General features: G+C 42.7%; 19 protein-coding genes and 1 pseudogene. 10 read left to right on the forward strand and 10 right to left on the reverse strand.

The window, feature by feature from the left end:
• Nucleotides 1-598 precede the first annotated feature (598 nt).
• Nucleotides 599-883, forward strand: coding sequence for a YiaA/YiaB family inner membrane protein (locus RMY00_RS04395; protein WP_322646376.1), 285 nt, complete (start codon nucleotides 599-601; stop codon nucleotides 881-883).
• A 197-nt stretch (nucleotides 884-1,080) separates the two neighbouring features.
• On the opposite strand, the gene RMY00_RS04400 is transcribed toward RMY00_RS04395, so the two are convergent.
• The 5 genes from RMY00_RS04400 to RMY00_RS04420 all read right to left on the reverse strand — a co-directional run bounded on the left by RMY00_RS04400 (nucleotide 1,081) and on the right by RMY00_RS04420 (nucleotide 3,315).
• A complete protein-coding gene (locus tag RMY00_RS04400) occupies nucleotides 1,081-1,542 on the reverse strand; it encodes a ferredoxin (protein WP_322646377.1) in 462 nt (153 codons plus the stop codon).
• On the reverse strand, nucleotides 1,542-1,928 hold the full coding sequence (locus RMY00_RS04405) for a DUF1257 domain-containing protein (RefSeq protein WP_229472741.1): 387 nt from the start codon (nucleotides 1,926-1,928) through the stop codon (nucleotides 1,542-1,544). Before RMY00_RS04405 ends, RMY00_RS04400 begins: the two co-directional genes overlap by 1 nt.
• A 39-nt stretch (nucleotides 1,929-1,967) precedes the next feature.
• The gene (locus tag RMY00_RS04410) at nucleotides 1,968-2,177 is read right to left on the reverse strand and encodes a DUF2997 domain-containing protein (protein ID WP_179067273.1); all 210 of its coding nucleotides are present in this window, start codon (nucleotides 2,175-2,177) and stop codon (nucleotides 1,968-1,970) included.
• 603 nt (nucleotides 2,178-2,780) lie between these two features.
• On the reverse strand, nucleotides 2,781-3,107 hold the full coding sequence (locus tag RMY00_RS04415) for a DUF5615 family PIN-like protein (protein WP_322646378.1): 327 nt from the start codon (nucleotides 3,105-3,107) through the stop codon (nucleotides 2,781-2,783).
• Nucleotides 3,091-3,315 carry a DUF433 domain-containing protein gene (locus tag RMY00_RS04420; protein WP_322646379.1) on the reverse strand — a complete coding sequence of 75 codons (225 nt, stop codon included), beginning with the start codon at nucleotides 3,313-3,315 and terminating at the stop codon, nucleotides 3,091-3,093. The genes RMY00_RS04415 and RMY00_RS04420 overlap by 17 nt, the downstream gene beginning before the upstream one ends.
• 412 nt (nucleotides 3,316-3,727) lie before the next feature.
• On the opposite strand from RMY00_RS04420, the gene bioU reads away from it, so the two are divergent.
• Nucleotides 3,728-4,750, forward strand: coding sequence for a (S)-8-amino-7-oxononanoate synthase BioU (gene bioU / locus RMY00_RS04425; protein ID WP_322646380.1), 1,023 nt, complete (start codon nucleotides 3,728-3,730; stop codon nucleotides 4,748-4,750).
• 121 nt (nucleotides 4,751-4,871) lie between these two features.
• Here bioU and RMY00_RS04430 read toward each other — a convergent pair whose 3' ends face one another.
• The 4 genes from RMY00_RS04430 to RMY00_RS04445 form a co-directional block, all read right to left on the reverse strand.
• Complete coding sequence (locus RMY00_RS04430; RefSeq protein WP_322646381.1) at nucleotides 4,872-5,432, reverse strand: hypothetical protein; 561 nt, start codon at nucleotides 5,430-5,432, stop codon at nucleotides 4,872-4,874.
• A gap of 138 nt (nucleotides 5,433-5,570) precedes the next feature.
• Complete coding sequence (locus tag RMY00_RS04435) at nucleotides 5,571-6,794, reverse strand: type II secretion system F family protein (protein WP_322646382.1); 1,224 nt, start codon at nucleotides 6,792-6,794, stop codon at nucleotides 5,571-5,573.
• Nucleotides 6,795-6,898: 104 nt separating this feature from the next.
• Complete coding sequence (locus tag RMY00_RS04440; RefSeq protein ID WP_322646383.1) at nucleotides 6,899-8,026, reverse strand: type IV pilus twitching motility protein PilT; 1,128 nt, start codon at nucleotides 8,024-8,026, stop codon at nucleotides 6,899-6,901.
• Between the two features lie 94 nt (nucleotides 8,027-8,120).
• Nucleotides 8,121-10,124 (reverse strand): GspE/PulE family protein, encoded by a 2,004-nt coding sequence (locus RMY00_RS04445; RefSeq protein WP_322646384.1) that lies wholly within the window; start codon nucleotides 10,122-10,124, stop codon nucleotides 8,121-8,123.
• Nucleotides 10,125-10,884: 760 nt separating this feature from the next.
• Between RMY00_RS04445 and grpE the strand changes: the two genes are divergently transcribed.
• On the forward strand, nucleotides 10,885-11,634 hold the full coding sequence (gene grpE / locus RMY00_RS04450; protein WP_322646422.1) for a nucleotide exchange factor GrpE: 750 nt from the start codon (nucleotides 10,885-10,887) through the stop codon (nucleotides 11,632-11,634).
• Between the two features lie 227 nt (nucleotides 11,635-11,861).
• Nucleotides 11,862-13,820 (forward strand): molecular chaperone DnaK, encoded by a 1,959-nt coding sequence (gene dnaK, locus RMY00_RS04455; protein ID WP_322646385.1) that lies wholly within the window; start codon nucleotides 11,862-11,864, stop codon nucleotides 13,818-13,820.
• 213 nt (nucleotides 13,821-14,033) lie between these two features.
• Here the strand turns inward: dnaK and RMY00_RS04460 are convergent, their stop codons facing one another.
• Nucleotides 14,034-14,312 carry a hypothetical protein gene (locus RMY00_RS04460; RefSeq protein WP_322646386.1) on the reverse strand — a complete coding sequence of 93 codons (279 nt, stop codon included), beginning with the start codon at nucleotides 14,310-14,312 and terminating at the stop codon, nucleotides 14,034-14,036.
• 157 nt (nucleotides 14,313-14,469) lie between these two features.
• Between RMY00_RS04460 and dnaJ the strand changes: the two genes are divergently transcribed.
• From dnaJ to RMY00_RS04485, 6 genes and pseudogenes are all read left to right on the forward strand, one after another.
• On the forward strand, nucleotides 14,470-15,597 hold the full coding sequence (gene dnaJ, locus RMY00_RS04465) for a molecular chaperone DnaJ (RefSeq protein WP_100900137.1): 1,128 nt from the start codon (nucleotides 14,470-14,472) through the stop codon (nucleotides 15,595-15,597).
• A complete protein-coding gene (locus RMY00_RS04470; protein WP_100900138.1) occupies nucleotides 15,597-15,854 on the forward strand; it encodes a sulfurtransferase TusA family protein in 258 nt (85 codons plus the stop codon). Before dnaJ ends, RMY00_RS04470 begins: the two co-directional genes overlap by 1 nt.
• Nucleotides 15,851-16,954 (forward strand): small ribosomal subunit biogenesis GTPase RsgA, encoded by a 1,104-nt coding sequence (rsgA, locus tag RMY00_RS04475; RefSeq protein WP_322646387.1) that lies wholly within the window; start codon nucleotides 15,851-15,853, stop codon nucleotides 16,952-16,954. Before RMY00_RS04470 ends, rsgA begins: the two co-directional genes overlap by 4 nt.
• Before the next feature lie 115 nt (nucleotides 16,955-17,069).
• The gene (locus RMY00_RS04480; protein ID WP_416212033.1) at nucleotides 17,070-17,231 is read left to right on the forward strand and encodes a Uma2 family endonuclease; all 162 of its coding nucleotides are present in this window, start codon (nucleotides 17,070-17,072) and stop codon (nucleotides 17,229-17,231) included.
• 281 nt (nucleotides 17,232-17,512) lie between these two features.
• Nucleotides 17,513-17,635: pseudogene (locus RMY00_RS36060) on the forward strand (hypothetical protein); the annotation flags it as partial.
• Between the two features lie 278 nt (nucleotides 17,636-17,913).
• Nucleotides 17,914-19,503, forward strand: a complete 1,590-nt coding sequence (locus RMY00_RS04485; protein ID WP_322646388.1) for a glycoside hydrolase family 57 protein — start codon at nucleotides 17,914-17,916, stop codon at nucleotides 19,501-19,503.
• Nucleotides 19,504-19,720 lie beyond the last annotated feature (217 nt).

A 19,720-nucleotide genomic window follows, 5' to 3' on the forward strand; every position in this document is an offset into this window, starting at 1 on the left:
TTTGGCTATTAGCCTCAGACTAAAGTCTGAGGCGGGCTATTATTGCAAGCCGGAAGTCAAAGGTCAAAAAAATTCTAAAGTTATACAGAATTAATTACACAACGTCATTGCGAATGTAGCGTTTGCGGTAGTGTCTCTAAGAGTTGCGTAATGAACTACGAACGCGATCGCTTCCCTTATGGATGGAAAAAACAAGTAAAACCCTCTTCCCTTCTGCCTTGATTCTTGAAATAGGGTTAAATATTTTTGTCCGGCTACTTATTCCAAGCTCTTAGGCTATTTAAAATGGTCTGTTTATTTTCGCGCCCCTATACTACATGGTTTATCGAGAATGGTGTAAAATTTCAGTTTAATGCCACTTTTATAAGTGGTACAAAGATTGTGCTATTTTTTACTTATTTTAGTTGCTCTTGAGCTTGTTTTTTGGAGTCCAGTTAATAAACTGGTCTTACTATTAATACTAGTAAACTTACTACTCAATAAAATTACTGTTAACACCAATTCTTTAAAATAAAACTATCAAATCTGTAAACCAGATGAAATCTGACTTTTATTAATTACGAATTGGTATAAATCACTCATATCAAAAGTAGAAAATATGCAAACAATTGGTACTCAAAAAGACAGTCCAGCTTGGGTTATTCAAACTTGGGCAGCTTTTGTGATTTCTATTTCTATGACCACCTTTGGCATTGTAAACTTACCTGTAAATAGCTGGGTGAAAGGCTTTATGGGTATGGGTATGGCTTTCTCTGTTGGCTCAACTTTTACTTTGGCGAAAACTACTAGAGACTTGCATGAAAATAGAAGACTAACCGCTAGGTTAGACGAGGCAAAAGTAGAAAAATTGCTTTCACAACACGATCCTCTAAATTTTAAATGAAAGCAGCCATAAGAATTTTGGATTTTAGATTGCCAATTTTGGATTAATCGGATTTAAACAGATATCCCTTTCAGCAATATCAAATAATACTAACTCTTAGCATTTGATGTGATTTACACATCAAAAATTAAATAGTATGAGGAAAAGCAAAAGGACTGGATACCAGTCCTTTATTATCTTGATTAAACGTTTTTATCTTAATAACGGGATTTTTTAGTTTTTAACTTTTGCTTTTTACGCCGACGTTCGCTAGCAGCAACTGCTTGTTCTACCGGATAACCAACTACAGGAATTACCTGATATTTGCGTTCTTGTTCTAATTTTTTTAGTTCAGTGTAATCAACCCAATGAATGCAATCAACTGGACAAGTGTCAATTGCCTCTTGGATAATTTCTTCAGCGTCCCCATCTTGCCGAACTACGCGCGATCGCCCATAATCTGGTTCAATGTAAAAGGTGTTACGTGCAACATGAGCGCAATGCTTGCAACCAATACAGGTGATTTCATCAACATAAACACCATTTTGGCGCAGTAAACCGCCCAATTCCGGTTCTAAACCAGAACGTTCAGGGGCATCCCGTAAAAAACCCCCTAATTCTGGTTCCAAACCCGAACGATTTTCTTCTTGTTCTTCCGACGACGGCAGAAAATCAGCCATTACGCACTCCAGCGCTGTACTACCAGGCGAATTGAACCATCTTCATTTTTTTGTTGTTCAGAGACTTGAAAACCAACACGAGCGGTTTCTTTCACAACTGTTTGATAAGCATAACGCTGTGTCACCTGGCGTAAAAATCCGTCTACAGACAGGTTTTGCTGCCAATATTGCAAGTCAGCTACTAGTTCATATTCTTTGCCATTCCATTTAAAGCCGATGTCATAGCCATTTTCCTGCTCAATACTAACTTCCGCAGGATGGGTTTGACCGCGATAGCCACGAACTTCGCGTGGGCCGGGCTTCCAGTCTACGCCCAATTCAGTCAAAGCATCTTTCAAAGAATCAAGATTACGGATTTGAGTCTTAATTTGGCTAAAGTGTGACATGGTGGTTGTGAATTAATTACACTAAACTACTGTGAAAACTTACCAATCGCTGTAAGTGGTGTGTGTATTCGCCAGATTAGATTGCTGCACCTTCGCGGCGAAATATTCTGAGGTTGGCTCATGATTAAGTACTTGCCCCAGCTGTGCCTCTATTGCTGCTGTAACCTCAGCGCAAGAAGCACCCACAATGCCAGTGACTTTTTCTTGTACCCGACCGTCTGGATAGATTATGAACTCTAATGTCTCCATGCTCTTGGCCAACCACGATAAGTACGCTTAAATTCTACTGTCTTAGCAAAAGGCTACAAATATAGCCGCAGGAACATTTTTACTTAGATACAAACTTACCATTTGTTAAATAATGTTCCATCTCTCAACATATATATCTCAGAATCTTTACAAAAATTATTAATTTTGTAAGTAGTGACATCAGTATTTAGTTAGTCTCTCTTAACCTCATCGATTAGTCAAGGTAACTACTGAGCTTGCCAAGTAAGCTTCAAAAGTCCTATATATAAGCATTAGAGGTAATATAGGCAGCAAGGCAATTTACAAAAATATAAATTTTATTGAAAAGCTTTATCATTACCAATAGATTTACCTTAATCTCTTAAGGTTTTCCAGGTAGATTGCATGTAGCGCGGTGTCATCCTACAGTAATATTGTGGGGAAGACCCAGAAGTAAATTTACCTGGGATAGGGTGTAAACGGATTTTTAGACTTGCGATCGCTAGAATATAAAAACCTTTAACCTTTAAATATCAGCAAATTTTGGGTTTTCTTGGATCAAGGCAACATCAAAGCAGGCGATCGCTTGATAGTAGATGTGTAATATGCGTAGGTGTAGCCAATTTAGGAAAGCCCTATTTCTATTACCTCGCTCGGAACGATGGAATTTAGAACTTTTCGTACTTCTGGTATCAAAAGCATTAAATCAGGAAGACGATTTTTGGATGCAATTAGCACAATAACCGCAACTCCTGCTTGTTCTAAGTTTTGCTGGTATCGCAAATTTTGATCTGTAGTCAGTAGAATGGTGAAACTTTGTTGTTTCATCAGTTGCAAAAGTTCACCATTCTTTTTTCCTGACCATCCCATCTCCACAACTGTGCGTACTTCATAATCTTTGAGTTCACGTTTGAGAGGGCGTGGAACACATTCGTCAAGCAGGATTCGCATAAGCAGTCAGCATTTCTTTTGCTAATTCCAGTGCTGCGATCGCTTGCTCACGGCTAACACTGGGAAAATGATCTAAAAAATCATTTAGCGAATCACCTGCTTCTAAATAATCAAGCAAGGTCTTAATTGGTACGCGAGTTCCAACAAAGACAGTAGTTCCTCCTAATATATCGGGGTCACTGTGAACAATACGCGATGTTGGTACCATAACAACTCTAGACACTTATTTGTCAATATTTCACTATGATCCTAACTTGGAATTACTACTACTTTGAGGTAAATCTCAGTTACACAGGGATTTTAGGGCATCTTGATTGAAGGTAAAAGTCAAAAGCTAATTTCTGCCGTGAAACCTCTGTTAGACGCTCTAATTAAGTAAGTAGAATTTTGGGTAGCTGAACCTTGATAGAAGAAGGTTTTCCAGCTCGTTGATGAAAATTAATTTTTAATACTGTACAAGTACCTTACATAAAAAAAACATCAGTCAGCCAAAGAACCCAGGATAATGAATCATAATTAACCTCTATAGCTTTGAGCTATCAGCCATCAGCCGCCAGTTACAAGCCGGAAGCGCAGATGCTGAATGCTAAAGGCTTTTGATTCAACTTAACCAATTGACTATGAATTCCGAAAAAGTCAAAAATTCTCTAAATATTTCGCCAGCGATACGCATAGGAGTACTAGGTTTCGGCGGACTCGGACAAGCCGCCGCCAAGGTACTTGCTGCTAAACAGGAAATGATTTTAGTCGCCGCAGCAGATCAAAAAGGTTATGCTTACGCTGCTGAAGGTTTAAATACTCAACAATGCATTACAACCTACCAGTCCCAAGGTTCGGTAGGTCATTTAGAGCCAGTTGGTACGTTAACAAATCAAAGTATCCAGGATGTAATTGAAATAGCTCAACCTGTGGATGGGTATTTTCTGGCTTTACCCAACTTGCCAAATGATTTTATTCCCTCTGTTGCCAAGGAGTTTATCAAATCTGGTTGGCGTGGGGTGCTAGTGGATGCGATTAAGCGCACCACTGCTGTAGAACAACTACTAGCGATGAAAGAAGAACTGCAAGCAGCCGGGATTACCTACATGACAGGTTGTGGTGCTACACCTGGATTGTTAACCGCCGCTGCCGCATTAGCCGCCCAAAGCTACGCCGAAATTCATCAAGTCGAAATCACCTTCGGGGTGGGAATTGCCAACTGGGAAGCTTACCGTGCCACCGTGCGGGAAGATATTGGCCACATGCCTGGTTACACAGTGGAAACTGCCAGGGCAATGACTGACGCAGAAGTAGAAGCACTACTAGATAAAACTAATGGTGTGCTTACCTTGACGAATATGGAACACGCTGATGATGTGATGTTAGAAGTAGCGGGAATAGTGGGGCGCGATCGCGTTACTGTTGGTGGTGTAGTCGATACTCGCAATTCTAAAAAGCCTCTCAGCACCAACGTTAAGGTAACAGGACGCACCTTTGAAGGAAAAATTTCCACCCATACCTTTACTTTAGGAGATGAAACCAGCATGGCAGCCAATGTCTGCGGCCCTGCTTTTGGCTATCTCAAAGCTGGTAGACAATTGCACCAACGCGGCATTTATGGAATATTCACTGCTGCCGAAATTATGCCGCAGTTTGTTAGGTAATCATTAGGAGACGCGATTAATCGCATCTGTACATATAAAATCGCAAATTTGGAGCATATTTAGAGGCTCCGAATTTGCGATTTTAAACTCAAAACTCCTCACTATTAATTCCTAATTTTTTCTAAGCTGATGGAAGTTCTGGAAAGAAAATCTCTGTGGAATTCTCTTCAAGCAGCGAATCCGAAGCTTGTATAATAAATGGAAGTTCCGCTCCTATAAGTCCTCGTTGGATGCGTTCTAAAGTCTCACTAAAAATGACAAATAGAGGATATATAGTATTAGCTCCTTCACTCAAAATATGACTGTGACGGAGAGGCATCAACCACTCATAATCATTGTCTAGCCAAACTTGAGTTTGTCGCCAACGCCCTAACAAATCAGAAAAGTCTTCATCAGCACGATGAATAAAAATTAAAATTTCTGCTCCAGTTTTGATTTTCCACTCAGGATCGCACATCAAAATTGCCACATCACAAGGTAAGCAAATCGTTTGTGATGCTGTTGTAGCAGTATTGCGAAGCCGGACAATTGGTAAGGGGATAGTAATGACACTTTCATCTGGACGGCGTAGACTGGGAATCATCTCCAAGTATGGCCGATATTGTTTTAGTAAGGCGATCGCAGCTAGATGATTGCTGTACTCTGCCAAACTCGCTTCATAGTGAGATTTTTGCACAGTCATAGTTTATTAAATAATCAGGAGTAGAGATACGATTAATCGCATCTGCACAGGAGTTAAGAATAAAAGTAATCAGTTAGTAGTTAAAAGTTAGAAATAAAAGTTTTAATTTCTAACTCCTAACTCTTAACTTTTAATCTTCTATCCCATCTTTTCAAATACCTTAAACATAGGTAAATACATTGCTAGCAAAATGGTTCCAACCATACCCCCTACAAATACAATCATAACTGGTTCCAAAATACTAGTCATTGCTTTTACTGCTTGCTCGACTTCATCTTCATAGAAATCGGCAACTTTCATCAACATTCCATCTAATTCTCCAGTTTCTTCTCCGATGCTAATCATCTGAATTGCCATAGCTGGAAAAACGCTATCTTTTTGTAAAGCAATACTAATCATACCTCCTTGTTGAATCTCTATACGGGCTGCGTCTATGGCATTAGCAATAACTACGTTTCCTGATGTATCTCGGACAATTTCCAAGCAAGTTAAAATTGGTACACCTGAACGAGTCAAAGAACCAAAAGTTCGGCTAAAACGGGCAACCGCAGATTTTTGAATTAAGTCACCAAACAATGGCATTTTGAGGGAAAAACGATCAATTGTTAAGCGACCGGCAGGGGTTTTACCATATTGTGTAAATCCTATTTTCGCTCCTATAAGAGCAGCTATAAGTACGAAAACCTTCGGACTTCTCAAAAATAGACTAGCATCCATTAAAAATTGCGTTAGAGGTGGTAATTCAGTTCCGATTTCTGTAAAAATCTTGGCAAAAACTGGAATTAGAAAAATGGTCATACCCAGAAAGATCGCAAGTGCAATAAAACCCACAACACTTGGATAAGACAATGCTGATTTAATTTGGTTTTGTAAGCGAGCAACATCTTCTAATAATTTGGCTAAACGATTTAATACTTCGTCTAAAACACCACCAATTTCACCAGCTTGAATCATACTTACATATAATCCATCAAAGCAATCAGGATGCTTCCGCATTGACTCTGAAAGATTCATTCCGCTTTGCACATCGTTGCTAATCTCAATTAGGGCTTGTTTGAGTTTAGTATTACTACACTGCTCGGAAAGTACCCCTAGACTTCTAACGATCGCAACTCCCGCATTCATCAAAACGGCAAATTGACGTGAAAAAACGGCTTTATCTTTCACAGAAACCTTAACAAAGGAATTCTGGATTTTTTTTAAATCAAAATTTGGCTGAAATCCTTGAAATTGTTTGAGTTCTTGGACTACAAAACCTTGATCTCTGAGATTAGTACGAGCTTGCACCAAGGATTCGGCAGTAATTTTTTCTGTTCGGGATTTTCCTTGAGAATCCCGAACACGGGCAACGTAGGTTGGCATAAATCAATTCAAAATAGTCGTTATTTATTGGGGATTGGGCATGGGATATAATGCAATGGGCACAAGGGAAAGACTTACTGCAACTCCTCATCTCCTGAGTTCCTTTAATGTGCTTTGGCAGCCACACCGGGTTTCCCACCTGCTGCCTGCGGTGGTACAGAAGTACCAATGAGACGTTGGATTTCATCTGGCTTAGAAGTTTTAGACATTGCCGCTTCAAAAGAAATCGTTCCGGCTTTGTAAAAATCGGCTAAAACCTTCTCCAGAGTTTGCATTCCCAATTTGCCGCCTGTTTGAATAGCTGAGTAAATTTGGGATGTTTTACCTTCTCGAATCAAGTTGGAAATAGCAGGAGTAACAATTAGAATTTCTTGAGCCATCACCCGACCATATTCACCAGGTTTAGGGTTTTTCTTGGATACCAAGGTTTGGCTAAATACCCCCACTAACGAGTTAGACAATTGCACCCGCACTTGGGTTTGTCTTTCATGGGGGAAAACGTCGATAATCCGGTCAACAGTTTGGGCGGCAGAACTGGTGTGTAGCGTACCAAATACTAAGTGTCCTGTTTCTGCTGCGGAAATCGCCAAAGAAATTGTTTCCAAATCCCGCATTTCCCCCACCAGAATAATATCTGGGTCTTCCCGCAGGGCTGCTTTCAAAGCATTAGCAAAGCTCTTAGTATCTTCTCCTAGTTGCCGTTGGTGAACCAAGCTTTTAATTGGTTCATAGACAAATTCAATTGGATCTTCCACCGTTAAAATATGCTCTGCCTTAGTGCGGTTGATCAAGTCAATCATTGCCGCTAGGGTAGTTGTCTTGCCGGAACCTGTAGGGCCTGTCACTAGAATAAGTCCTCTGGGCTTATCGCACATTTCCCGCACTATATCTGGCAGACCTAATTTTTCAAAGTTAGGAATCTTAGAACTTAATGCCCGTAAGCAAGCGGCATAAGCACCACGTTCTTTATAAACATTCACCCGAAACCGAGCCAAACCCTTAACACCATAAGAACAATCCAATTCCCAGGTTTGCTCTAAGGTTTTACGCTGGGTGTTGTTGAGCATACTAAAAATCAGCCTTTGACATTGATCGGCTGTCAATACATGCTCACCTATGGGGGTGAGTTTGCCACTGATACGAAAGTAAGGAGGCAAACCTGCGGATAAATGCATATCCGAGCCACCCATTTCAATCAACTGCTCCATCAGGTCTTCAATCATCATTTCCATAGTTTTGCTTCCTTTTAATGTTTTATTTGTCCTTTGTCAGTTGTCATTTGTTTAAAGTTACTAACCATCGACTAATGACCAATGACTATTAGCCTTAAAACCGAGATGTCATACAGTAGGGACAACTGAGCCATTCTGGTTTCAATGTGGCCTCGCAAGTCCGGCAGGTAAGACCAGTCTTGCGTTTGGCTTTTAACTCGGCTTCCAAACCAGTATCAGTAAACGTCACCCGTTCTACTTCTTCTAGAGTGGTGGAACCTTCGCGCACTAAGTCCAAACTGTAAGCCAGTAAGGTTTTCATGCCCTCTTCTATTGCCACTTCCTTGATGCGTTCGGTAGGTGCATCTTCGTTTATGAGAGTTTGCAGGTTTTCAGTGACTCGCATGACTTCATAAACACCACAACGCCCTTTGTAGCCGACCCCATTACATTTTGAGCAAAGCTGATTTTTGCCTTTAGCTTCTGCGATCGCATCTAATGTCAAGGTGTTAGCCTTATAGAAAGTAACTCCAACATCTGAGGAAGCTGATAGACCATAACGACCCAATTCTTCGGTTGTGGGAGTGTAGGCAATCCGACATTCAGAACATACACGCCGCACCAAACGTTGAGCTAAAACGCCAATTAGGGAACTAGAAACCATGAAAGGCTCAATCCCCATTTCTCCCAAACGAGCGATCGCACCTGGGGCATCATTGGTATGTAAGGTAGTTAATACCAAGTGACCGGTCAAGGCAGCTTCAATTGCTGTTTTTGCCGTTTCCTTATCCCGCGTTTCACCCACCAGCAGCACATCTGGATCTTGCCGCAAGAAAGCCCGTAGAGCGGTAGCAAAATCTAGCCCTTTTTCTCGAATTACCTGTACTTGAGTAATCCCTGGAAGACTGTATTCAATGGGGTCTTCTACAGTACTGATATTAATTCCGGGATCATTCTTTTCTGATAATGCAGAATACAGCGAAGTTGTTTTCCCAGAACCAGTTGGCCCAGTTACCAAAATTAGACCAAAGGGACGGCTGACCATATCCTTGACAATATTCAAAGTCTCTGGATCGGTAATTAACTTATCTAATCCCAATTGGGTAGAAGAGTTATCCAAAATCCGCAGCACCACCTTTTCCCCGTAGCGACTGGGCAAGGTATTCACACGGAAGTCCACCTTACGTCCCTCAAACAACCGCCGGATGCGTCCATCTTGGGGTAGACGGCGTTCAGCAATATCTAAATTGGAGATGATTTTAAATCGGGCTGTCACCGCCGGGATGATTTTTTTCGGCATTAGGGGGAAAGCTTCACGCAGTACGCCATCTTTGCGAAAGCGAATGCGTAAACTTTCTTCTTGCGGTTCGATATGAATGTCAGAAACGCCCTCATGCAAAGCTTTAGCCAGGATTCTGTTGACTAGGTTGATAACTGGGGCATCCTCTGCACCCTTCATCGCTGCTCCTAAATCAGCCTCCATTTCTTCAGGAGCATCCTCAATATCGAGATTTCCGAGATTTTCTAAATCCTGACTAATATCTGTAGCATTTTCTCGTTCTAGGTGCTTTTGCTTAACAGCCATTTCATCCAAATATTGGTTGATTAGCTGTTGGTAATCTTCTTGGGTAATCACCATGCGCTGCAACGCCAAGCCTTGGGGGCGCAAGATGCGATTTAGATCATCAGAAGCTTCTAGATTATCTGGAGCCACCATCGCCACTAAAACTGAGGGCGGGGTTTGGTCTTCGTGTTTCGATAGTGGTACTAAACGGTGGCGACGGCAAATATCTACTGGGATGAGGGTTTCGATCAGGTTCGCCATCTCCGTGTTGCCAAATGAATTGACTTCCGGATCGAGGAATTCAACACCGTATAATATTTTAAGTTCAAATAGCTGCTGTTTTTTGTATTGCCTGAGCAACTCAGGTGATAGTTGTTGCCCAGTGATTGACTCTAATACTTCCGTTAAGGGTCTGCCAGATTTGCGGCTTTCAATTAGTGCCTGCCTCATCTGTTCGGTATTGACATAGCCAGATTGCACTAGCTTGTTGCCAAAGGGCGAAAACTCTGTTCTGGTAGTTAGAGCGGTACTGCGCCGTTGTGGTGACGAGTTCATAAATGAGCAATTGATTTGGGGAAACCTCTGCTTAAAGTATTCCCAGGCTGGGAGAGAGAATTCTCATTTCTAAAAAAAGTCCTGAGTCACCGAACTTCTAAGCAAGGAAGGCTGCCGCTCTTTCTCTGGCTCATGCCTCTGGATTTAGTAAAATTTTTCCACTTCCTGATTTGCCATTTCTGATACCTGGCACTCACAAGAAATTTGACCAGTCGCTAAATAAATTAGGACTAACGCAAAACTACACGCGGTAGGGACAACTCATGAATTGCCTCTACTAGAACATGAGGGTTTTGGTTATTGTTTACGTAAGTTCTGTAAATAACCTGAAACCCTTTTCGTAAGGATTATTCAGTATAGAAGAATTCCTTTGCAGTAGGTTTATTTAACCTGATAAAGTTCCATAAATGAATCAAATTTATGGGTGTCAAAACTTGCGATCGCTTACGATAGGCGGGTAAGCGATCGCATTCTCAGAATTTTTTTTGCGTTCACTCAGTAGCTTGGTAAATTACAGACTCACTTAATAAATCTTTAAAACATAGCCCCGTTTGATTCTTAGAGGTACACTATTCGTTCGGGTTCCCGTCTTAGTGGGGTCTGGGCTAACGTGTTCACCATTTGTCACAATAAGAGGGCGGTTAGATCATTTTCAGAAACTTGTCGGCAAAAAAATCAGCCTCAGTAGCAAGTCGTGGATGACGACAGTTGCAAGCTGTGGAGATACACTGCCATCAACAGCATCTGGAATGAGTAGACAATAATGGATGAAAATAAACAGATAAACAATACAAGCCAGCAATTGGGTGAACCAACAGAGGTAAAGCAAGCAATGAAGAGTGACTCCCCAGCCCAAATTAATTTCAATGAATCTGGTAGCGAGGTGACAGAGCAAGTGACAGGCCAAACTAATGTATCTGGAGATACGGCTAATCTCAATCCAGAAAATAGCGTCGCTGCAAGTGAGAAAACTGGAGTGGAAACAGCAGCTTTGGCAGAACTGACAGGGCAAATCGACTCTCTCAAAACGCAGCTAGAAGAGCGTAGTACTCAATATATGCGGATTGCCGCCGATTTTGAGAATTACCGGAAACGTACCAGCAAAGAAAAAGAAGAGCTAGAGACACAGATCAAGCGGAACACCATTCTGGAATTGCTGCCAGTAGTCGATAACTTTGAGCGGGCCCGATCGCACCTCAAACCGCAATCTGAAGGCGAAATGACCATGCACAAAAGTTACCAAGGCGTTTACAAACAATTGGTAGATAGCCTGAAGCGCTTGGGTGTATCACCAATGCGTCCTGAAGGCCAAGAATTTGATCCGAACTTACACGAAGCAGTAATGCGCGAACCTACGGATGAACATCCTGAAGGAACAGTGTTAGAAGAGTTAGTGCGCGGATATTACTTGGGTGATCGCGTGCTACGCCATGCAATGGTCAAAGTAGCTGCTCCCAAAGAAGATACCCCTGCTGCACCAGAAGATCAGTCGAGTCAAGCCTTCAGTTAAGCTGTAGTCGCTCGCCTCGCTGACCTAAAGTGCCTGGGTTCTAGCAAGGACGAGCATCGTGTACCTAAAACTTAGACAAGGCTTTGGATAACTCTCTGTGTTTCAATTTCTCTCTTACTATCAGTAATAGAGATGCCACAGACGTTATCCGCTAGCCTTGATTCGGAGCAAAAAAGTTTAGTCCGCGATAAATTACAGCAGTAAACTCGGTAAAAATACTGATAATTATGGGAAAAGTTATTGGGATCGACTTAGGCACTACTAACAGTTGCGTCGCAGTTTTAGAAGGCGGTCAACCACTGGTGATCTCCAATTCTGAAGGTGGACGAACTACTCCAAGTATTGTGGGATTTGGGAAGAGTGGCGATCGCTTGGTTGGTCAATTGGCAAAGCGCCAAGCCGTAACCAATGCCGAAAACACAATTTACAGTATTAAACGATTTATCGGACGGCGTTGGGACGACACTGAAACAGAACGCGATCGCGTCCCTTACAACTGTGTCAAAGGTCGAGACGATACCGTTGATGTCCATATTCGCTCAAAAAACTACACACCACAAGAATTGTCCGCCATGATCCTGCAAAAGCTTAAGCAGGATGCAGAAAGCTTCTTGGGTGAGGAAGTTACTCAGGCAGTGATTACCGTACCAGCATATTTTACAGATGCCCAAAGACAAGCAACTAAAGATGCTGGCACTATTGCAGGATTAGAAGTCCTGCGAATTATCAATGAACCAACAGCTGCGGCTTTAGCTTTCGGATTGGACAAGCAAGACCAAGAGCAGCTAATTTTAGTATTTGACTTAGGCGGCGGAACCTTCGACGTATCGATCCTGCAACTTGGGGATGGCGTTTTTGAAGTTAAGGCGACTAGCGGTAATAATCAACTGGGTGGAGACGACTTTGATAATGCGATCGTCCTTTGGATGATGGAACGCTTCCAGCAACAAGAGAAAATCGACCTTTCCCAAGATAAAATGGCACTGCAACGCCTGCGGGAAGCAGCAGAAAAGGCAAAAATTGAACTCTCTAGCATGGTGAATACTTCCATCAACTTGCCGTTTATCACAGCTGATGACACCGGCCCAAAGCATCTGGAGATGGAACTTAGCCGCTCTAAATTTGAAGAACTGGCACTTAATTTAATCGAAGCTACCATTGAACCAATGATCCAAGCGCTCAAAGATGCGGATCTCAAACCACAAAATATAGATCGGATTATTTTGGTCGGTGGTTCTACCCGTATTCCCGCAGTCCAAAACGCGCTAATTAAGTTTTTCAATGGCAAAGCTCCTGATCGCTCCATCAACCCTGACGAAGCTGTAGCATTGGGAGCAGCTATCCAAGCAGGGGTGTTGGGTGGCGAAGTCGATAATCTTTTACTATTGGATGTCACTCCTTTGTCCTTGGGAATTGAAACCTTGGGTGAAGTGTTCACCAAAATTATTGAACGCAACACCACAATTCCCACCAGTAAGTCACAAATTTTTTCCACAGCAGTTGATGGGCAAACTTCGGTAGAAATTCACATCCTCCAAGGTGAACGGGCAATGTCACGAGATAACAAGAGTCTCGGCAAGTTTCTCCTAGCAGGAATTCCCCCATCGCCCCGTGGTGTGCCGCAAATTGAAGTATCTTTTGAAATCGATGTCAACGGCATCTTGAAGGTTTCTGCCCAAGACAAAGGTACAGGTAGAGAACAAAGTATCAGGATTACCAATACAGGTGGTTTAAGTACCAACGAAGTCGAACGGATGCGCCAAGAGGCCGAACTGTTTTCCGACGAAGATAGAAGACGTAAAGAATTGGTTGAACTCAAAAACCAAGCAGATAATCTTTTGTTCAGTTACGAATCCACCATCAAGGATAATAGCAGCTTTATCGGTGAGCAAATGAAAACCTTGGCCAGTGAAAAAGTTGCACAACTTCAAGCTGCCATGATTGACTCCACCATCTCCACTGTGGAATTTAAGCAACGCTTAGACGACTTCCAACAAACTCTATTTGCAATTGGTGCTGATGTTTACAATCGAGCTAACAGCCAAAGTGATGAGATTGAAGAGGCTTCAGCTAATCTTTCTACCCCAGAAGTAGACTCACCAATGAATGGCACATTAATACCACAATTCAACTTTGATTTTGACGAAGAAAGTACTGCTCACGTTGATTATGAGGCAATAGATTAGGAGTTGGGCATTGGCAAGAGGCAGAGGGGCAGGGAGCAGAGGGGAAAGAGTAAATAAAAAGGTAATTCTTTATTCTCTCCCTTGCGCCCTGCCCCCTAAGTTGCAGATTTTTATTAAGGCACTTTAATATATCTATATATTTAGATTATAAATTTAGCGAAGTTTCACAAGACCCCAGCAGTTTGTTAGATTGTAGAAGCAAATTACTGTGGGCTAGGCAGCGTACAAGTTCAGATGCACTTCCATTGCATCTGGGTGGTTTTCCACACCTAATGGTGCGGCTAGCCCCTCTGGTTGATGGGCGAGGTTTTCCTCTCCTACGTAGCACAATTGTAAAAGAGACAGCCGACTCGGCAGCGAGAAGTCTGAGCATAGGCTTCCCCTGCTGCTAACTTCTATCGCTTTTGTCGTCTCCCACGAGGAAAGCACCTGTTGCTCAAGATTTGTCGGTGATTTTTGTAAAAGGTAAAGGGTAAAATCAGTTATTAACAAAAATTAATTTTATCTTCTGCCTGACCTCCGGCAAGCCGCTCTCTAAAAGATACTGTATTGCCTCATCTATAGGCAAAACACTTTTCGGTAGGGTAGCAAGTGACCGTGACGTTCTACTGCCTTCTGCTTTCTTCCTTCTAACTTTTACCTTTGCTATATGGCCCGCGACTATTATGAAATCCTGGGTGTCTCTCGTGACACCGACAAAGAAGAAATTAAACAAGCCTATCGCCGTTTAGCCCGGAAGTATCACCCAGATGTGAACAAAGAACCGGGGGCGGAGGATCGCTTTAAAGAAATTAACCGCGCTTATGAGGTACTCTCAGAGCCAGAAACCCGCGCTCGTTATGATCGCTTTGGCCCTGAAGGTGTATCAGGTGCTGGCTCAGGTTTCCAAGATGTCGGTGATATGGGTGGTTTTGCCGATATTTTTGAAAGCATTTTTAGTGGCTTTGCTGGCGGTATGGGTAATCCCACGCAACAAAGACGGCGCAGTGGGCCTGCTAGGGGTGATGACCTGCGGCTAGACCTGAAGTTAGACTTTCGGGAAGCGGTATTTGGCGGGGAAAAAGAAATTCGCATTTCCCATTTAGAAAATTGTGAAGTTTGTAGCGGTTCTGGTGCTAAACCTGGAACCCGCCCCCGGACTTGTTCTACTTGTACCGGATCGGGTCAAGTCCGCCGTGTCACTAGAACACCTTTTGGCAGTTTTACCCAAGTTTCGACTTGTCCGACCTGTAATGGGACAGGGATGGTAATTGAAGATAAATGTGATGCCTGTGATGGTAAGGGCGCAAATCAAGTCACAAAGAAACTCAAAATTACCATTCCGGCTGGTGTGGATAATGGCACACGCTTGCGGATTTCTAGTGAAGGAGATGCCGGCCAACGCAGTGGCCCTCCTGGAGATTTGTACGTTTACTTGTTTGTAAATGAGGACGAGGAATTCCAACGGGATGGCATTAATATTCTCTCGGAAATCAAACTTAGCTACCTGCAAGCGATTTTAGGTTGTCGATTAGAGGTAGATACGGTAGATGGGCCTGTGGAACTGATCATTCCGGCTGGAACGCAGCCCAATACGGTGATGAAGTTGGAAAATCGCGGCGTACCCCGTTTGGGTAATCCCGTTAGTCGAGGGGATCACATGCTGACAGTATTAATTGATATTCCCACCAAGGTCACTCCTGAGGAGAGGGAATTATTGGAGAAGCTGGCTAAAATTAAGGGAGATCGCACTGGTAAAGGCGGTCTAGAAGGATTCTTGGGAAATTTATTTAAGTAATGAAGCCCTCTTCTCTTTTAACTCCTGATGCTCAACTTGATTTACGCGGCACTCCTTGCCCAATTAATTTTGTGCGGACAAAACTACGTCTAGAGAAAATGCCATTGGGAGGTTTACTAGAAGTCTGGCTAGACCCTGGTGAGCCGATTGAGCAGGTTCCCGATAGTCTGACAATGGCAGGTTATCAGGTGGAACAAATTACAAACTGCACTAGTTATTTTTCTCTGTTAGTACGCCGTCCAGTTGCTAGCCAATGACAGGGGAAAATCTTGCTGCAACTGGACAGTTATTGGGTACGGTGGTGGCTGTACAAGCTAATTTTTACCGAGTACAGCTGGATCAAGAGAATAGGGAGATCAGGGAGATGAGGGAGCAAGATCCTCCTCTTCCCAATCCCCCTCATTTTCTCCTCCTCTGTACTCGCCGAACACGACTGAAAAAAATCGGTCAACAGGTGATGGTAGGCGATCGCGTGGTGGTAGAAGAGCCAGATTGGGCTGGAGGGCGGGGTGCGATCGCTGATGTTTTACCCCGCCAAAGTGAATTGGATCGTCCAGCGATCGCTAATGTCAACCAAATCCTATTGGTATTTGCTGTTGCTGATCCACCTTTGGAACCTTATCAACTGAGTCGGTTTCTGATTAAGGCTGAGTCTACTGGTTTGGATGTACTTTTATGTTTGAATAAAAGTGATTTAATTTCACCACAAGAACAGCAGCAAGTTAGCGATCGCTTCCTTGGTTGGGGCTATGAACCAATATTTATCAGCGTCAAAGATGGTATAAATACTGACCAAGCAGCTAAATATTTGAGTAATAAAATTACTGTAATTGCTGGGCCTTCCGGTGTTGGCAAATCCAGCCTGATTAATACGCTGATTGATGCTAAGTTGCGAGTGGGAGAAGTTTCTGGCAAACTAGCTCGTGGTCGTCATACGACTCGCCACATAGAATTATTTGAGTTGCCTAGCGGTGGAATGCTTGCAGACACACCCGGCTTTAATCAGCCGGACATGGATTGTATCCCAGAAGAATTAATTCATTATTTTCCAGAAGCAAGAAAGCGGTTAGCAGTTGCTAGCTGTCGGTTTAGTGATTGCTTGCATCGAGACGAGCCGGAATGTGTGGTGCGGGGAGACTGGGAACGATATAAACATTATTTAGAATTTTTGGATGATGCGATCGCTCGTCAAACTCAGCTGCACCAACAAGCTGATCCTGAATCTACGATGAAGTTAAAAAGCAAAGGCAAAGGGCAGAGTCAATACGAACCCAAGCTAGAAAGTAAAAAATATCGCCGAATTTCTCGCAAGACTCAGTTACAGGACTTGCAGCAGTTATACCGGGATGAAGAATAAGGAATGCGATGTCTACGACGGGCTATGACGCTCGATAGCACAGCCTAAAGCTTCTCTTCAAGAGGCTTGTCTGCGACATGCTGCGCGAACGCCAACGGCATAGCTTCGCTTAGAGGTGCAAGAATATTGGATTGCAAATTGGCAATTACAGCAGTTAGAAGTTTATCGCCGAGAAGCAGCCCAATTAAAACTGATTGCAACCTTGCTGGCTAATGACGAAATTAGATCGCCTCTGTTACCAAGCTTCGGCGTTCGAGTTGAGCGTTTTTTTGGATAATTCTGCCGATCGCCAATCAAAAAATAGTAGGGGTAATCATACACATCACGAAATAAACTTGATCAACATAGAGATAAAAGGGCCAAATCTACAAGTTGAAAAATTTATTTAGGAAACTGACAGAAAAGAGTTCGGGTGCATTAGTTTTTAAAGTGAGTAGAATTCCTTGTACTGGAGAAATAATTCAACTCAGTACTCCAGATTGGGGAACAGATTATCTAGAGCATAAGTATAAAAATATAGCAGGTATTTATACTGTTGTATAACCTCGTTGGCAAAAAAGAACAAAATGGATTCGTTACAAATTGATGAAAGAAGGACTTGTAAAAAGTGATTCCCGACGCGGATGGGAAATTAGTGAAGCTGGATACCAATATATTGCTGAACATGAAAATAGTAATTAGCAGATATATTCCAATTTCGCTACTTTTACACCATGCACCTAAAAAGTTGGAAAATAGACTTGTCACGACTTTAGGTCATGTACATCTAGTAGGTACTAGAGATTAGGATTAATAATTTGGTTACAGATGAATAGTTAACACGAAGCAGCAGCCTAAGCGTTCCTTTTATGTGAAAAGTTGATACTCGTATCTTCACTATCCCCATAAAGTCTTAAAATATTGTTAATTTCAGCCAAACCTCTCGACCTTCAACTTACAAGTATCACCCCAAAATCACTATGGCTATCGGCTACGTCGCGCTTGTACTTCACGCACATCTGCCCTTCGTTCGTCACCCTGAAAGTGACTACGTGCTGGAGGAAGAATGGCTCTATGAAGCCATCACAGAAACCTACATTCCATTATTGAAAGTATTTGAAGGCTTAAAGCGAGACGGTATCGACTTTAAAATCACGATGAGTATGACACCACCTCTAGTGTCGATGCTTCGTGACCCTCTGCTGCAAGAACGCTATGACGCACACTTGACCCAACTAGAAGAACTTATAGAACTAGAAGCAGAACATAATGTCAATAACGGACATCTTCGTTATTTAGCTGAACATTACATTACAGAGTTTAAAGAAGCGCGTCAGCTATGGGAACGCAATCAAGGTGACTTGGTGACAGCTTTTAAGCAGTTCCAAGATAGTAACAACCTAGAAATCATCACTTGCGGCGCTACTCACGGCTATTTGCCGTTGATGAAAATGTATCCAGAAGCGGTGTGGGCGCAAATTCAGGTAGCTTGCGAACATTACGAGCAAACTTTTGGACAAGCACCCAGAGGCATTTGGTTGCCGGAATGCGCCTACTATGAGGGTTTAGAGCGAATGCTAGCCGATGCTGGGTTACGCTACTTCCTCACTGATGGGCATGGCATCCTTTACGCCCGTCCGCGTCCGCGCTTTGGCACTTATGCTCCAATTTATACAGAAACTGGTGTTGCTGTCTTTGGTCGAGATCATGAATCTTCCCAACAGGTATGGTCTTCTGAAGTGGGCTATCCTGGGGCGGCGGAATATCGAGAATTTTACAAAGATTTGGGCTGGGAAGCAGAATATGAGTATATCAAGCCCTATATCATGCCCAATGGCCAGAGAAAAAATACGGGTATTAAGTATCACAAAATTACTGGACGTGGTTTAGGGCTTTCAGATAAGGCGCTTTATGATCCTTATTGGGCTAGAGAAAAGGCCGCAGAACACGCTGCCAACTTTATGTATAACCGAGAGCAGCAATCTGAGCATCTCTATGGTATGATGCAGCGCCCGCCAATTATCGTTTCGCCTTATGACGCAGAGTTATTTGGACATTGGTGGTATGAAGGCCCCTGGTTCATCGATTATCTATTCCGTAAGTCGTGGTATGACCAAAAGACATATCAAATGACCCATTTAGCAGACTATTTGCGAGATCAGCCAACTCAGCAAGTTTGTCGTCCTTCGCAGTCGAGTTGGGGTTTCAAGGGTTTCCACGAATACTGGTTGAATGAAACGAACGCGTGGGTCTATCCGCATTTGCACAAAGCTGCTGAACGGATGATTGAAATATCGCATTTGGAACCAGAAGATGAATTGCAGTGGAGAGCGCTCAACCAAGCAGCGAGAGAATTGTTATTAGCACAATCTTCCGACTGGGCATTTATTATGCGGACGGGAACAATGGTACCCTATGCAGTTAGACGGACGCGATCGCACTTAATGCGGTTTAATAAGCTTTACGAAGATGTTAAAGTCGGCAAAGTTGACAGTGGTTGGCTGGAAAAAGTTGAGTTAATGGATAATATCTTCCCTGAAATCAACTATCGCGTCTATCGTCCGCTATAGTCTCACAAAAAATAAATAGGGTGAGCATTGCCCACCCTATATTAGTTAAAAAAGATAAGCTATCTAGGCAAATATTTCATGATGAGTTAGACCTTGCCTATGTCTTCATAGATGGAGTTAAAGTTAGGGGAGATAAAAGAAATTACATGAATCGATATGTAAAGTTTCACACCAATTTCCCAATTTAAATTGCTGTATCGTCGCTAGCCTAAATCTA

This window comes from Nostoc sp. ChiVER01, assembly GCF_034531155.1.
Classification (GTDB): Bacteria; Cyanobacteriota; Cyanobacteriia; order Cyanobacteriales; family Nostocaceae; genus Nostoc.